Origin of the sequence: Parabacteroides caeci (assembly GCF_023656795.1) — a bacterium.
GTDB classification, from domain to species: Bacteria; Bacteroidota; Bacteroidia; order Bacteroidales; family Tannerellaceae; genus Parabacteroides; species Parabacteroides segnis.
The window spans coordinates 67,815-84,988 of sequence record NZ_JAMOKT010000017.1; the positions used below are offsets into that span (position 1 = coordinate 67,815).

10 protein-coding genes are annotated in these 17,174 nt (G+C 38.9%); all 10 read left to right on the forward strand.

All coding sequences use genetic code 11. The features are described from left to right. The first annotated feature begins 134 nt into the window (after nt 1-134). The 10 genes from NBH15_RS10805 to NBH15_RS10850 all read left to right on the forward strand — a co-directional run bounded on the left by NBH15_RS10805 (nt 135) and on the right by NBH15_RS10850 (nt 17,174). A complete protein-coding gene (locus NBH15_RS10805) occupies nt 135-3,356 on the forward strand; it encodes a SusC/RagA family TonB-linked outer membrane protein (protein WP_250822654.1) in 3,222 nt (1,073 codons plus the stop codon). 12 nt (nt 3,357-3,368) lie between these two features. Next, nucleotides 3,369-5,312 carry a RagB/SusD family nutrient uptake outer membrane protein gene (locus NBH15_RS10810; RefSeq protein WP_250822655.1) on the forward strand — a complete coding sequence of 648 codons (1,944 nt, stop codon included), beginning with the start codon at nt 3,369-3,371 and terminating at the stop codon, nt 5,310-5,312. 25 nt (nt 5,313-5,337) lie between these two features. Further along, nucleotides 5,338-6,510 carry a DUF5000 domain-containing lipoprotein gene (locus tag NBH15_RS10815; protein ID WP_250822656.1) on the forward strand — a complete coding sequence of 391 codons (1,173 nt, stop codon included), beginning with the start codon at nt 5,338-5,340 and terminating at the stop codon, nt 6,508-6,510. Between the two features lie 24 nt (nt 6,511-6,534). Further along, the gene (locus NBH15_RS10820) at nt 6,535-7,215 is read left to right on the forward strand and encodes a DUF4998 domain-containing protein (protein WP_250822657.1); all 681 of its coding nucleotides are present in this window, start codon (nt 6,535-6,537) and stop codon (nt 7,213-7,215) included. 144 nt (nt 7,216-7,359) lie between these two features. Continuing rightward, nucleotides 7,360-9,042, forward strand: coding sequence for a DUF6057 family protein (locus tag NBH15_RS10825; RefSeq protein WP_250822676.1), 1,683 nt, complete (start codon nt 7,360-7,362; stop codon nt 9,040-9,042). Next, nucleotides 9,029-10,501 (forward strand): TolB family protein, encoded by a 1,473-nt coding sequence (locus NBH15_RS10830; protein ID WP_250822658.1) that lies wholly within the window; start codon nt 9,029-9,031, stop codon nt 10,499-10,501. Before NBH15_RS10825 ends, NBH15_RS10830 begins: the two co-directional genes overlap by 14 nt. 227 nt (nt 10,502-10,728) lie before the next feature. After that, nucleotides 10,729-11,184, forward strand: a complete 456-nt coding sequence (locus tag NBH15_RS10835) for an HU family DNA-binding protein (RefSeq protein WP_250822659.1) — start codon at nt 10,729-10,731, stop codon at nt 11,182-11,184. Between the two features lie 534 nt (nt 11,185-11,718). Continuing rightward, entirely contained in the window at nt 11,719-12,315 is a 597-nt protein-coding gene (locus tag NBH15_RS10840) for an RNA polymerase sigma factor (RefSeq protein ID WP_250822660.1), read from the forward strand. A gap of 58 nt (nt 12,316-12,373) precedes the next feature. Continuing rightward, nucleotides 12,374-13,591 (forward strand): FecR family protein, encoded by a 1,218-nt coding sequence (locus NBH15_RS10845; protein WP_250822661.1) that lies wholly within the window; start codon nt 12,374-12,376, stop codon nt 13,589-13,591. A 112-nt stretch (nt 13,592-13,703) separates the two neighbouring features. Further along, nucleotides 13,704-17,174, forward strand: coding sequence for a TonB-dependent receptor (locus NBH15_RS10850; RefSeq protein WP_443146938.1), 3,471 nt, complete (start codon nt 13,704-13,706; stop codon nt 17,172-17,174).

The following is a 17,174-nucleotide window of genomic DNA, read 5'->3' on the forward strand; positions in this document are numbered from 1 at the left end:
CTTAAATATTAATGCCTATGATATAAAGAAAAGGACAGTATGCTAAAAACGGATAATGTTTACACAATTATTCGGTTCACGTAAGATTAAACCAAATGTAAGACTGGTTAAAACTCTTAAACTAAGTAATTATTATGAATAAAAAAAGAATTGAAATAGGGATGGTAGCTAAAAGATCCCTTCCTATATTCGTTTTTACGACATTTTTATTTGTTTTGGCAGAATCGGCTTTTGCCACTGGAGCTGATGAAAAATCTACTATTACAGATAATAAAGTCAAAAAAGCAGGAATGGCTCTTATTCCTGCTCCAATGCAACAACAGAAAAAAATCAGTGGAGTAGTGACAGATGATTTAGGAGAACCTTTGCCTGGAGTTGCTATTCAGGTTGCAGGGACGCCGAGGGGGGTAACAACCGATGTTGACGGGACCTATTCCATAGAAGTAAAAGAATCAGACAAATTGGTCTTTACTTATTTAGGCATGGAAACGCAAACAATACCTGTCATAGGAAAAAAGAAACTGGATGTTACACTGAAACCTAAGGTTGATGAATTGGAAGAGGTTACTGTCGTTGCTTTTGCCAAACAGAAAAAAGAATCGGTTATTTCTTCTATTACATCCGTTAAACCGGCAGAATTGAAAGTGCCAAGCAGTAACTTGACAACATCTTTGGCCGGTCGTATCTCCGGCTTGATTGCCTATCAAAGAAGTGGAGAACCCGGGCAAGACAATGCGGAATTTTTCGTTCGCGGTGTAACTACGTTCGGGTACAAAAAAGACCCGTTGGTATTGTTGGATAATAATGAAATATCTTCTTCTGATTTGTCTAAAATACAGCCGGATGACATTGCTAGTTTTAATATCATGAAAGATGCGGCAGCAACGGCCCTGTATGGTTCGCGTGGTGCAAATGGTGTTATTTTGGTTACAACCAAAGAAGGTGTTGAAGGGAAAGCCCGGCTGAATGTCCGCTATGAAGAATCTATTACGACCCCTACCAGCTTGGTTGATTTGTCAGACGCGGTAACATACATGAAGTTGCATAATGAAGCCATCAAAACACGTGACCCGCTGGGGGCGACTATGTATTCGCAGCAGAAAATAGATAACACGATTGCCGGCGGCAACCCGTATGTTTACCCGGCCAACGATTGGTATGATATTATGTTTAAAAAACAGGCTCATAGCCGTCGTTTGAATTTCAACTTAAGTGGTGGCGGCAAGGTTGCCAGTTATTATATTACAGGTACTTACAACTCTGATAAAGGGAATCAGAAAGTAGATGGCGTAAGCAATTTTAATAATAATGTCAATTTGAACCGCTATATTTTGCGCTCCAATGTAAATATCAAAGTAACACCTACAACAGTAGCTAAGGTCCGTTTGCAGGGTACTTTTGATGATTATAGCGGTCCGTTAGATGGAGGAGATAACTTGTATAATAAAGTGATAAATGCCAATCCGGCGTTGTTTCCACCCTATTATCTACCGGATGAAGCGAATAAATACACTCAACATGTCTTGTTTGGTAATGCCGATAAAGCACAGTATATGAATCCGTATGCAGAGATGGTAAAGGGGTACAAGGAATATTCGACTTCCAATATGTTTGCCCAGTTTGAATTGGAGCAAAAGCTGGATTTCATAACCGAAGGCCTTTCCTTAAGGGGATTGTTTAATACAAGTTGTTATTCATACTTTGAAGTAAAACGTGCTTATAATCCATTTTATTATTCGGTGGGTATGTATGACAAGGTTTCGGATACTTACAAACTGAATATTTTGAATGAACAGAGTGGTACGGAATATTTGAATTATGTACCGGGAGATAAAAAGGTTAATTCTGCCCTTTATTTTGAAAGTGCATTGAACTGGAATCGTATTTTCCAAGATAAACATAATGTAGGTGGTTTGTTGGTTTTCACGATGAGGGAATCGAAGAATGGAAATGAAAGTGATCTGCAAAAGTCATTGCCATCACGCAACATCAGTTTGGCAGGACGTTATACTTATGCTTTCGATGGGCGTTATTTCGCTGAATTTAACTTTGGTTATAACGGTTCTGAGCGTTTTGCAAAAAAAGAACGTTTTGGTTTCTTCCCTTCCGGAGGTTTAGGTTGGTATATTTCCAATGAAGCATTTTTCCCTGATGCTTTGAAAAAGAGCATAACCAAATTGAAATTGAAAGCAACTTACGGTTTGGTTGGTAATGATGCGATCGGTAGTGAATCAGACCGTTTCTTCTATCTGTCTAATGTAAATATGAATAATTCATATCTGGGTTCCTCTTTCGGTACGTTAGGTAATAGAGGCGGCCGTGGGTTGAGCGGAATTTCCATTAGCCGTTATCCGAATGAAGACATCACTTGGGAAATTGCACGTAAGGCCAATTATGGTATTGAATTAGGCTTATTTGACAAAATTGAAATCCAGGCAGATTATTTCACGGAAAAGCGTTGGAATATTTTGATGGATCGTGCTGCTATACCGGAGACGATGGGACTTCAAAGTAGTTTGAGGGCAAATGTTGGAGAAGCCAAAAGCCGTGGTTTCGATATGTCGCTTGATTACAATCATTCAATTAATAAAGATTTATGGATTACGGGACGTGCCAATTTCACATATGCAACCAGTGAGTTTTTAGTATACGAAGAGCCGGATTATAGTAGTACGCCTTGGAAATCACGTATCGGTCATTCGTTGGCTCAAGGATATGGTTATATTGCTGAACGCTTATTCATTGATGAAGAAGATATCCGGAACTCTCCGGTTCAGTTTGGCAATTATATGGCTGGAGATATTAAATATAAAGATTTGAACGGTGACGGGAAAATCACGGAATTGGACCAAGCAGCCATAGGTTATCCTACCAGTCCTGAAATTGTGTATGGTTTTGGTTTTTCTACGGGATATAAAGATTTTGACCTTTCTTGTTTCTTCCAAGGATTAGCAAGGGAATCTTTTTGGATAGATGTAGAAAAAACGTCTCCATTTATTAATAACCAAAGAGCATTGTTGCAAGCGTATGCTGATAACCATTGGTCGGAAGCAGATCGTAATACACAAGCGTTGTGGCCGCGTCTGTCTACAACTGTTATTGAGAATAATAATCAGAAGTCTACTTGGTTTATGCAGAATGGCGGGTTTTTACGGTTGAAGTCGTTAGAATTTGGTTATCGTATTCCGAAGCATATTATTTCTAAGGCTCATATAAGTGATTTGCGTTTCTATTTAAGCGGAACCAACTTGCTGACTTTCTCTAAATTTAAATTGTGGGATCCGGAAATGGGTGGAAATGGTTTGGGATATCCTATTCAGAGAGTATTTAATGCCGGAGTTCAGTTGTCATTCTAAAATGTAAATAAGATGATGAAAAATATATTATTAAAAAGTTTACTGTTCTGTATCGTATTACTGGAATGTATCTCTTGTAATTATTTGGATATTGTTCCGGATAATATGGCGACAATTGATTATGCATTCCGTAATCGTACAGCATGTGAAAAGTATTTATATACTTGTTATAGCTATCGTCCGAGACATGGTGATTTCCAGTGGGATCCGGCAATTGCTGCTACAGACGAAGTTTGGTGCCATTCCTATATTAATACTGCCGGGCGTTATATTGCTCGTGGTATGCAGAAAGTGAATAATCCTTATATGAACTTCTGGAGTGGAGCTAAATCAGGGGGTTCCTTTGTCATTCCGGCTTTGTGGGATGGTATTCGTGACTGTAATATCTTTCTTGAGAATGTGGATAAAGTAACAGATTTACCTTCGTATGAACGTGACCGTTGGATAGCAGAAGTAAAATTCCTGAAAGCCTATTATCATTTTTATTTGTTCCGAATGTATGGTCCTATACCTATTATGGATGTCAATCTGCCGGTATCGGCTACTCCGGAAGAGGTAAAAGTATATCGTGAACCGGTAGATAATGTTGTTGATTATATAGTAAATCTGCTGGATGAAGCGGCTGCAGGTCTTCCTTCTAATGACGACTTGGTGGAAGGCACTGAAGCCGGACGAGTATATAATCTGGTGGCTAAAGCAATGAAAGCTAGAGTTCTGGCATATGCTGCAAGTCCATTGTTTAATGGAAATACGGATTATGCCTCTTTGGTCGATAATCGCGGAGTACAATTATTCCCTCAAACGTATGATCCTGAAAAATGGAAAAAAGCAGCAGATGCTTGTTTGGAGGCGATTGATATGGCTCATGCACAGAATAAACGGCTTTATACGAGTGTAGATCCACTGTTGAGTACGCAGAACGATACCTTCAAATTGCAGACCACTTTACGTCAGGCTATTTGTGATCGTTGGAATTGTGAACTGATTTGGGGGAGTACTAATAATGACCAATATTCATTTGTTCAACGATGTCAATCCCGTGTTTTGCGTGTTGGTGCAGAAATGGGAACAGTAGTTCGTACCGAGTGGGCCCCAACATTGAATACGGTTGAAAAATTCTATTCATCCCATGGCGTACCTATCAATGAAGATAGAGACTGGGTACAGAACAACTGGTATAGCCAACGTTACGAAATTCGTCCGGAAGTCTCTTCCGGTGCTGAAAAGTATTATGTAAAGGAGGGGCAGAAGACTGTTAATCTACATTATAATCGTGAACCCCGATTCTATGCAAATATAGGTTTTGACCGAGGTATCTATTTCGGTAACGGTTATAATAAGTTTCCGGACAATGTAAAACATTGCGAATTTTGTGCGAAAGAATATTCAGGAGTTGCTTCTGCTTCCGAGGCATTCTCTGTTACAGGATACGGAGCTAAGAAAATGCATAGTTTTAAAGATGCTATGACGGCGAACGATTATAGTATAGAGTATTATCCATTCCCGATCATGCGTATGGCAGATCTATATTTGTTGTATGCTGAAGCTTTGAACGAATATAGCGGCCCGAGCGGTGAAGTATATAAATATGTAGATATGATTCGTGAACGTGCAGGATTGGAAGGTGTTCAAACTTCTTGGGCTAAATATTCTATTTCTCCTTCTAAAGTTTCTACCAAAGAAGGCTTACGGGAAATTATACAGCATGAACGTGAAATCGAATTGGTCTTTGAAGGACAACATTTTTGGGATCTTAGACGTTGGAAGAAAATTCAAGATTTTAATGAACAACCGAAAGGGTGGAATGTCATTCTGGGAGATACTCAAGATTTGTTCTATACGGTGACTTCAGTTGCCCAAACTCCTGTTGAATTTTCTGTACGAGATTATTTCTGGCCGATCAATGAGAAAGAGATCTCGATTAATCCGAATTTGGTTCAGAATTTTGATTGGTAAATTAGTAATCATAATAAATGGAATAATGAAAAAGAATTTATTATATATACTTTCCGTTTTACTTCTGATCGCATGTTCGGAAGAGGAACGTACGTTTGTTAAAACGGATTCTGTCGCTCCGCAGCCTGTTAGCAATGTAGAAGTTACCAATATTCCTGGTGGGGCTATTTTAAAATACACTTTACCGGACGATGAGGACCTGCTTTGTGTAAAAGCGAATTATGAATTGAAATCAGGAGTTCCGAGTGAAGTGAAGGCTTCCTTATTTGTGGATACTCTTAAAATCGAGGGATTCGGTACGGAAGATGAACGCACCGTGGAACTGGTAGCCATAGACCGTAGTTTGAATGAATCGTCACCGGTGAAAGTGACCGTGAAGCCACTGGAGGCTCCGGTGGTCACTATCGGACGCACTTTAAAGTTGATTGCCGATTTTGGAGGGGTACATGCCTACTGGGATAATCCTGGGAGAGCTGAGATTTCTGTCGTTCTGGAACAAAAAGACAATAACAATGAGTTCAATCGGATCGATGCTTATTATAGCACAGTAGTAGATGGTAGTGCCGCGACTCGTGGAATGGATACCGATCCGAAAGATTTTAAAATTTATATACAGGATCGTTGGGGAAATGTAAGTGAAGCTTTGGAAACGACCATCTCTCCTCTGTTTGAGGAACAATTTGATCGAACAAAAATCACAGGTATGTCTATTGAAGGCGACCAACCTTCGGCTTGGGGATGGGTTCTCGCAAACTTGTTTGATGGGAAGAAAGGTGATCAAGGATTCCATACAGCTAATGGGTCTGGTGTTTGGCCGCAATGGATTACATTCGACTTAGGTGTGACCGGGAAGATCAGCCGTATCAAAGTATGGCAACGTTTGGGTGACTGGATTTATAAACATGGAAACTTGGAACATTTTGAAATTTGGGGAACCTCAGATGCTGAAAATTTGAATGATCCTTCGGTTTGGACTTTGATGATGGATTGTAAGAGTACTAAACCTTCCGGATTACCATTAGGACAGATATCCGATGAAGACAGGCAATGGGCCGAAGCAGGTGAAGAGTTCGTTTGTGATCCAAGTAAACCTAAGGTTCGTTATCTCCGTTTGCATGCTTTGCAAACTTGGTCTAATGGTGACTTTTTCCATATGTCTGAAATAGAGGTCTATGGACAGGTTGGTGAGGATAAGTAAGGTAATTATTAAATGTATAGAAGTATGATAGTAAAATATGTTATTCCCCTGCTGATTTTTTGTGTCGGGGTATTTTCTACGTCTTGTGATGATATGGACGCTTTACATATTGGTTTCTTGGAAGAAGGCGAAACTATTTATGCGGCGAAAGTGGATAGTGCATCCGTCGGCCCGGGTAACGGTCGTGTTAAGATGGAATTGTTCATCAATGCCCAACGTATTGAGAAGCTCCGTATTTACTGGAATGCTTATACGGATTCTGTCGACTTCAATGTCGGCGGGCAAGTCGGTGAGTTCTCTCTTATGATAGAAAATCTGCCGGAGCGTGAATATCTGTTCCAAATCGTCAGCTTTGATAAATACGGAAATCGCTCACTTCCGTTTGAAGCAACCGGTAGAGCTTGCGGTGAAGATTATCGGAACACTTTACCTAACCGTCATATTGAAAACATTTCAAAGACGGAAGAAGGCGATATGGTGATAACCTGGGGTGCGGCAAATGACGGTGCGGTGAAGAGTGTGATAACTTATACCGATGCAACCGGTCAACAACAGGTTCGTGAGGTGTTGGCTACTGTATCGGAAGATATCGTGCAGAATGTCCAAAGCGGATCTTCATTTACGTATTATACAGTATATAAGCCGGCGGCTAATTCACCGGATAGCTTTAATACGAAAGAAGATTCAAGGGATTTTCCTGAATGAGTATTCTTTATAACTTGTAGATAAACATGTTGAATGTAAGGAGAGGTGTGTTGGGTTACAACATACCCTCCTTTCTTCTAAAGTGAATTCATTATGAACAGGAAGGTTGCGGACATATTATTTGTCCTGTTTCTATTCGTAGGTATGGTAACATATCTCTTTTATACCCAATCTTACCGGATTATTTTATCTGGACAGGTTGGTTATTTTTTAGCAACAACTGATTTTTTCACCTCTTTTCTTCTTCGGATACAAGGAATTGTAGATTATCTAGCCTCTTTTTTTGTACAATTTTATGTGATTAGGTATTGGGGTATCGGTGTCTTGATAAGTATGGCGTTTCTCCTGGGGCTTCTGATAAATATGTTGTTAAAGCCTTTTGCCGGATCTCGTTACCGTATTCCTTTGTCTTTCTTATATTCGACGACATTTGTTTGGTCTCTACATACTTTTTCCGATTATCCTTTGTCGAAGGATCTTGCTTTATTGATGTCTTTTATCTGTTGCCGTTTCTATATCGGGTTATCCGATAAGCGCATACGTGTTTTGTTCGGCTATTTCCTCGCTTGCGTTCTTTGGTTCGTTTGTAAAGAGGCGGCATTTGCAGCCTGTTTGTATATATTTGTTTATGAGTATCTGAAAGGTGTGAGAAACTATTCTTATCTGATTTTTCTTTGTTCTCTTTTTGCCTTTTCAGCATTGTTCACGACTTTATTGCTCCGATATTGTTTCCCGATGGAAGAAGTGTTTGTTGCTGAATGGGAATTGGATTGGTATCCTTGGTATCTGATTTATATGATTTCTTTTGTCGGTTGTATCTTTTTATTGCGTTGCACACGGAGGTATTTTTTTGTTGCCTCCGGTTATCTTCTGCTGGTTATATATGCTTGTTGTGTGAATACCGACCGTGCCAGAGAGTTTGAGATGAAATTGTTTTACCTAATGCAACAAGGTGAATGGAATAAATTACTGGGTAGTATAGGTGATGTCAAAAAACTGAACTCTAGAACCTTGAATTATTATTATATGGCATTGGCACAAACCGGGCAATTGAGCAATGCCTTGTTTCGGGATGGATTCCCTTATTCGAAGTCATTGGTTTCAGCGGGTGAGCAATCGTATGTTTCGAAAACTCGTTTGAGCGATATCTATTGGAACTTAGGTTGTTTTCGGGCTAGCCAGGTGTTCTCGACTGAAGCCATGTCGATGTTGGATACGGGGGTGAACCCTTATCATCTTAAACGCTTGGCGATGATCCATTTGATTTATCGGGAAAATGATTTGGCAATAAAACTTCTGCGTATATTGAAAAAAACGGTGATGTATAATCGCTGGGCTGTCGATTTGTTGAACCGGATGAAACATGATCCAGATCTGGAACAGGTCGATTGGATCATTCGTTTCCGGAAGATGCTTCCTTCATATGGTTTCCAAATAGGTATGAACAGGCCATTAGAAAATATAACAAACCTAGCTATCCAATTACCATTTGAAACATTGGCTTTGGAATATGCTTGGAATTTGGCATTACTGGAGAAAAAGGTTGATTGGGTGGCTAGGATGGTCCGCTATAAATTGGATTTTTCTCCGAACTCGGAAATCCCGATCCTGTGTCAGGAAGGAATTTTAATCTATGAGCGAGAGAATAAAATCAGTGAAGACCGGAAATTAAAGATAAACTATGATGAAGGCGTATTGGCGCGTTTCAAAGAGTATTGTACTCAGGGAAAACGTCCGCTAAATACGATATCCGGTTATTTGGTAATGAATAATGATTATAAATCCAGTTACTTTTATTATTATGAATCTGTCGATGTTCATAAATAGGTATTGTTATTTCTGTTTATTGGTATGGGTATGCATTTCGTGTCAATCCGTATCCAAGGATATAACTGAGGAACTGTCGCAGAAACCCCGGTTGTTTCCCGATTATACCGATATTGTCATACCCTACAATATTGCCCCGTTGAACTTTAAAGTGGTTGGCCGCCCTGAGCGCGTTGAGGCTGTGTTGCGGTTTTCTGACGAGAGTTGGGTACTTACAGGAGAAGAAAAGATTATTTTCCCGGAAAAGAAGTGGAAACAATGGCTTGAAAAGGCTAAAGGAGGTCGTATATCGGTGACATTGAAAGCCGAATGGGATGGAAAGACATATCAATACGCTCCGTTTGACTGGGAGGTGTCGATTGCTCCAATCGATCCGGTACTGGTTTATCGAAAAATAGAACCAGGGTATACAACTACTAATACTATGTCGATTAACCAGCGGAATTTGACAAACTTTAATGATGAAGTTTTAATCGATAATATGAAATCGGAAACCGGCTGTATAAACTGCCATTCTTTTTGTCAGAATGATCCGGATCAGATGCTGTTTCATTCACGTCAGAAAAATCCGGGGACTTATTTTATCCGACATGGAGAAATAGAGAAAGTGGATACTCAGGCGGGAGAAATGTCACAGGCCGCCGGATATCCTTTTTGGCATCCGTCGGGCAACTACATTGCTTTTTCTGTTAGTCAGACGCGACAAATTTTTTATGAAGGGAAGACTCCCATAGAGGTCTTTGACTTGGGGTCGGATGTGATAGTATATGATTTGAAAGACAAGAAAAGTTATACAATTCCGGAACTATTTGCAGATTCATTACATAATAACTATCCTGTGTTTACGCCCGATGGTGAAACCTTGATTTATTGCGGGGGTAAAGCAGTTCAGGTTCCTGAATATAAGAGTGATTTAAAATTATCTCTTTGTGCGATTCGTTTTGATGTGGATAAAATGGAATTTGGGGAAACGGTGGATACATTAGTGTCAGCTTCTCGGATTAATAAAAGTATGTTACATCCGAGAGTCTCTCCCTGCGGACGTTTTTTGCTTTATACGGAGGTGGAATACGGTTCGTTTTCCAATTATCATAAATCATCTGATTTGGCTTTATATGATTTAAAAAATAAGACACATAGGACGCTAGACGAGATAAACTCGGAGGATGTGGATAGTTTTCATTCCTGGTCGTCTGTGGGTGGATGGGTGGTATTTAGCAGTCGTCGGAATGACGGATATTATACGTACCCTTGGTTTACACAAATCAATGATGCCGGGAAGGCTTCCAAACCGTTTCTTTTGCCTCAGGAGGACCCAGATTTTTATATTTATTGTCTGACTTCTTATAATGTTCCCGAATTGGTAAAAGGAAAGGTAAGTATTGATCCTTATAACCTTAGGAAAACAGTCATGGAAGCTCCTGTAATAAAAAGTAAATACAAAATACGAAATGACTGAATTTAAACACGACACGCTAAGTCGGAGATGGCGTGGGAACTCCGGTAATCAGATTTATCCCGTTACTTGATGTATTGGAACAGCTCTGTAGGGCGGTAATGCCACTAATCTTAGGTGGCATCGTGACTTCTTATAGGTGACACGGTGACTTCTTATAGGTCACTATGCCAATCCTTAGACTTGTTGTATGTGCAGAAAGTAAGGGGGAGTTTTTAAATTATTCAATTATGGCATTCTTTAAAAAGGTTCTTAAAAAGATGAGTGGCAAGTGGCATCCGCAGGCAGTTACTGTGGGCAAACCCGTAACGACGAAAGAGGTAGCCGATCGCCTGTCGCAGATTTCTACCGTGAGTCGTGCTGACGTCTATGCTGTCTTGATGGATCTGGCAGGCGTTTTGGCCGATTATATGGCACAGGGACGCAGCGTGAAGATCGATGGTCTGGGTACTTTCTACTACACCTGCACCTCTAACGGCAATGGAGCTGACTCGGCAGATAAGGTGAATGCATCGCAGATCACCGGTGTACGTGTCCGTTTCATCCCTGAAGCCACGAAGAAGAGCGGTAGTAAGTCGATGAACCGTACGCTCGTAAGCGACAACATCTTTTGGATGGAATTGAATGGCGCACCCGAGACAACTCCTGAAGAAGGAGGCGGTGAAGATCGTCCGGAGATCGAGTGATCTTTCTCTGAATGTATGAAGAAAGTGTTGCAAAGTAACTGTCTTGCCTGTCGGAACGGAAGAAGTGCTTGTAACACTTTTTTTTTGATCGGAGTTAGATGAATTAACTTTCGTCTTTGTTGTAATAGGTGGAAAAAAGTATATTATAATTTGTGAAACCAAAGGCTTCTTTCTACTTTTGTAATCCAATCGTTGGTAAAATGTTGCCGTAAAATGATTGGATTAATTACGAGAAGCGTTTTATGATATTATCCTAACATTGGAACTTCGACACTTTCAGATAATTGGATAGTAGACAGCGAACGCTCACATACCTGTTTTTGTTATATCCCTGTGTATTTGCATATGGGAATATTCAAAATAAAAGGGTGTGAGCTGTTGTTTATATCAATTATCTAGGCAGTCGAAGGCCTCAATGTTAGATATATCAACAGCCCTCTTTTTATTTATTATCCAGTCCTGGGGATTGATGGATTCAAATATTTTCCTACTTTTAATGTCGTATACAGGAAATAGGAAAAGAGAAACGAAGATATGCTATTAGAAAATCATAAAACATCGGATAATGATCTTTGGATGAACTTCATAAACGGGGATAATAACTGTTTTGAAATCATATATAGAAGATATGTTGGTATTTTGTTTCGATATGGCATTCAGTTCACTACTGATGAAGATCTTGTTCAGGATGCGATCCATGATATCTTTGTGAAATTACATAATGACAGGAAGCTCCTGAAAGCAGAGGTTAATATCAAATTCTATTTGTTTACTTGTTTAAAAAATCGTTTGTATAATTTATTGAGACGGGAGTTGTTTTTTGATAAAGTTGATTTGGAAGATAATGAATATTTAGATCCGGGAGCTGAAGATCAGGTAACAAATGCATTAAATCAAAGCGAACAGCAAAAAACGGTTCGCATGATACTCGGTCTTTTGACTGACCGTCAGCGGGAGATAATCTATTACCGTTATATGGAGGAACTATCCATAGAGGAAATTGCAGTTTTGACGGATATGAATTATCAGTCAGTACAAAATTCTATCCAACGTTCGCTCAAAAAAATACGGGATTCCATACCGTTTATCATCTTTTTTATCATTTTTTTGAAAAAAGAGTGTTTTTGTTGAGTATATAATTTGAATTCGGTTGTATACTTTATAGGGGAACCTTCTAAATGCAATCAGAATGAACGATAAAAATTATATAGGTTATTCAGCGGAGCAGTTATTGGAAGATGATTTCTTTCTCGAATCATTTTTCAATCCGACTATTGAATCACATTTTTTTTGGGAAGAATTGAAACGTAAGGATGAAGTCCTTGCGAAGGAAATTCTATGTGCAAATACCATTCTTAGCTCAATCCCCCACCGTAAGCGTACTTTTTCATCGGATGATACGGAATTACTTTGGAAGCGGATTTCTCGTACAACTCATAAAAAACAATTATTTAGGTATTGGTATTCTTCGGTTGCGGCAGTGGCTGTATTGCTATTGTTGGTGGGAGGCTTTTATTATACAGGCTATTATGCAAAGGATAATTTGACAGCAATTGAAAAAGTGCAAAAGCCTGAACATTCGGTAGAAACGGTCCAGTTAATTTTAGCAGATGAAAAAAAAGTAAATATAGAGGAAGAGGGATCCCGTTTGCAGTATAGTAAAAAAGGGGAGTTGCGTATTAATACTCAAAAAGTAGATCTTTCTCAGAAATCTACGGATACAAATAGACAAGGACAGAAAGAACCTGTTTATAATCAGTTGATTGTGCCTGCAGCTAAACGTTCATTTATAGAGTTGGCAGACGGTTCTAAAATATGGGTGAATGCGAATACACGTGTGGTTTATCCGGTTATATTTGAAGATAAGAAGCGTGAAATATATGTAGATGGAGAAATTTATATAGAAGTTTCTCCTGATAAGAAACGGCCTTTTATAGTTAAATCAGAAAAAATGAATATTCGTGTATTAGGTACGAAGTTTAATGTTTCTGCTTATGCGGCGAATAAGGAATCATCGGTCGTTCTTGTATCAGGTAAAGTAAATGTGCGGACTGATAATCGGTCGGAATCCGTCTTGGAACCTTCGGATCGGCTTTCTTATGGAGAGGGAGCTACTAATATAAGGAAAGTAAATGTGGAGAATTATATTTCTTGGAAGGATGGATTTTATACGTTTGATAATGAATGTTTCTCAATTGTTTTGGATAAGCTATCGGATTATTATGGCAAAAAAATAACATATAATACCGAAGTAGGAGCGTTACGCTGTTCTGGTTCACTGAATTTGAGTGATGATATGGTAAAAGTATTGACCGGCTTAGAGTCGACCATGCCGGTTAAGTTTATAATAGAGAGAGAATATATATCCGTTTTGTTAAACCTTAAAAAAAGTAAGAATATGATGTAAAGAAAATCTGAAAAACAAAACCGGATAATAGGAGGTATTATCCGGTCGTAAATTTAAAAGAAAGAATTGTGCGAAGATTCTTTCCAGTTAAATCAAAAATCAGTACAAATGTATGGAAAACAAACGAATAATAAACCTAAAAACACGTAAATCCAGAAAATTACTATGTGTTGCAGTTGCTTGTTTAATAGCAACATCCGGTTGGTCAGCTGATATGCCGGCCAGTTTAGCCTATTCACAAAAAGTTCAGATATCCTTAAATCTTTCCAACAAGACTTTAAAGGACGTTTTTAAAGAAATTGAACAAAACAGCGAGTTTGTCATTTTTTATTATGAAGGTGTAATCGATGCTAACAAGCGAGTCGAAATAAACGTGAAAAAACAAACTGTCGATAAAATATTGGACGAGTTGTTCGAAGGTACCGACAATGCTTATAATATTGTTGATAAACAGATTTACATTACCAAAAAAAATGGAAAAGCTGAAAAAACAATTTTAGCATCAGCAATTACTCAACAGCAAAAGAAAATAACCGGTAAAGTTATTGATGAAATGGGAGAAGCTTTGCCGGGAGTTGCTATTCAGGTGAAGGGGACACCACGTGGTGTTACTACTGACATCGATGGTACTTTCTCCATCGATGTCAGTGATACTGATATATTACAATTTTCTTACTTGGGTATGCAAGACCAGGAAGTAGCAGTCGAAAATAAGAAACAGTTGTTTATTACGCTGAAAGAGAAAACGGATGAACTGGAAGAGGTCACTATTGTTGCATTTGCCAAACAGAAAAAAGAAAGTGTATTGGCTTCTATTACAACGATAAAACCTTCTGAGTTGAAAGTCCCAAGCAGTAACCTGACTACAGCTTTGGCAGGACGTATGTCCGGCGTTATTTCTTATCAACGAAGCGGAGAACCGGGTCAGGATAATGCAGACTTCTTTGTACGTGGGGTAACTACCTTCGGTACAGGTAAAAGTGATCCGTTGATCCTGATTGACGGTGTAGAATTTACTTCCGAGGACCTGGCACGGTTAAATACCGATGATATCAATAGTTTTTCAATTATGAAAGATGCCAATGCAACGGCTCTTTATGGTGCTCGTGGAGCAAACGGGGTAATACTTGTTACAACTAAAGAGGGGCAGGAAGGTAAAGCTAAATTTTCCATTCGTTTCGAAAACTCCCTGGCTGCTCCGGCTAGCGAAGTGAAATTGGCTGATCCGATTACTTATATGAATTTGCATAATGAGGCAGTAAAAACACGTGACCCATTAGGCGTACTTCCTTACTCGAATGAGAAAATTGCTAATACAGGCATAGGAAATCCGAATGTATATCCCGCCACTGATTGGAAAAATATGTTGTTTAGAGATTATACGATGAACCAGCGCTTGAATATGAATATCAGTGGTGGTGGGAAAGTAGCACGTTATTATGTGGCAGCTTCATTTAATCAGGATAATGGTATTTTGAAAGTTGATAAGCGGAATAATTTTAATAGTAATATTAATTTGAAAAAGTATTTGCTTCGCAGTAATGTTAATATTAATGTGACAAAAACAACCGAATTAATAGTCCGTTTGCACGGAACCTTCGATGATTACAGCGGCCCTTTAGATGGTGGTAGCGGTTTATATAATAAAGTGATGCGAACAAGCCCGGTATTGTACCCTGCTTATTATGAACCGGATGAAACTCATAAGTATACACAACATATTTTATTTGGAAATTATGACGGCGCTAATCATATCAATCCATATGCTGATATGGTAAAAGGGTATAAAGATTACAGTAAAACGGTTATATTAGCTCAGTTGGAATTGAAACAGGATCTTGATTTCCTGCTAAAAGGATTGTCGGTGAGAGGATTGTTCAATACTTCCAGGTCTTCTTATTTTGACGTATCCCGATATTACACACCTTTTTATTATAAAGTAGGTTCATATGATAAATATCAGGATGTTTACAGGCTTACGGGGTTGAATGAACAGAGTGGTAAGGAGTATCTTGATTATAATGAAGGCCAAAAGACAGTCAGCAGCACGACTTATTTTGAAGCGGCAGCGCAATATAATAATACTTTCAGAGAAAAACATAGTGTAAGTGGTATGCTGGTTTTTACAACTCGTGAAGAACTGATAGGTAATGCCGGTGATCTGCAACAATCCCTTCCTTTTCGGAATATAGGTCTTGCCGGACGTTTAACCTATGCATTCGATAATCGTTATTTCGTAGAAGGAAATTTTGGATATAATGGCTCAGAGCGTTTTTCTTCCAGAGAACGTTATGGATTTTTCCCTTCAGCAGGTGTCGGTTATATGATTTCAAATGAAAAGTTTTTTGAGCCGTTAAGTCATATCATTACAAAATTAAAACTGAAAGGTACTTACGGGCTTGTAGGTAATGATAATATAGGGGAAGCAAAAGACCGCTTTTTTTATCTGTCGAATGTGAATTTAGATAATTCGGGTCGTGGTTATGTTTTTGGAACGGATTTCGGCTATTCAAAAAACGGTGTCTCCATTAGTCGTTATGAAGATCCGTTTATTACCTGGGAAAAAGCTTATAAGCAAAACTATGGCATAGAATTGGGATTATGGGGAAAAGCAGAATTACAATTGGATTATTTTAGGGAGAATCGGAAGAATATATTGCAAAAGCGTTCTGCTATTCCATCAACTATGGGTTTACAGGCAACACCTCAGTCAAATGTCGGAGAGAGTTTTGGTTCGGGCGTCGATATGTCATTGGATTACTCACAATCGTTTAATAAAGATTTTTGGTTGACAATGAGAGGTAATTTTACGTATGCGACGGCAGAATTCAAGGTTTATGAAGAACCGGAATATAGCAGTACCCCTTGGCGCAGGCATAAAGGACAGAAACTATCCCAACGATGGGGGCTTATTGCCGAACGACTTTTTATAGATGAGGAGGATGTAAAAAACTCTCCGGTTCAGCAGTTCGGTGAATATATGGCGGGTGATATTAAATATAAGGATATCAATATGGATGGAATTATAGATGATCAGGATAAAGTTCCTATCGGTTATCCAACAACTCCGGAGATTATTTATGGATTCGGTTTTTCAGTGGGTTATAAAAATTTCGATTTCTCGGCATTCTTTCAAGGATCGGCCCGTTCTTCTTTCTGGATTGATTCGAGGAAGATTACTCCTTTTATAGATACGGATAACGGTTCGGATACAGATGCCGGTAAAGTTGCCAGAAATGCACTGTTACAAGAAATCGTTGATAGTCATTGGTCGGAAGCACATCGGGATCCTCATGCCTTTTGGCCACGTTTGGCAGATCGGAGTATTAGCAATAATACACAAACCAGTACATGGTTTATGCGGAATGGAGCATTTTTACGTATGAAATCGGCTGAGCTAGGATATACAATTCCTAAAGAACTGACTAAAAAGATCCATTTGGGAATGGTAAGGTTTTATTTAAGTGGAACAAACTTATTTGTGATTAGTCCGTTCAGATTGTGGGATCCGGAAATGGCAGGAAATGGTTTAGGGTATCCTGTACAGCGTGTGTTTAATGTTGGAGTTAATGTTAGTTTATAA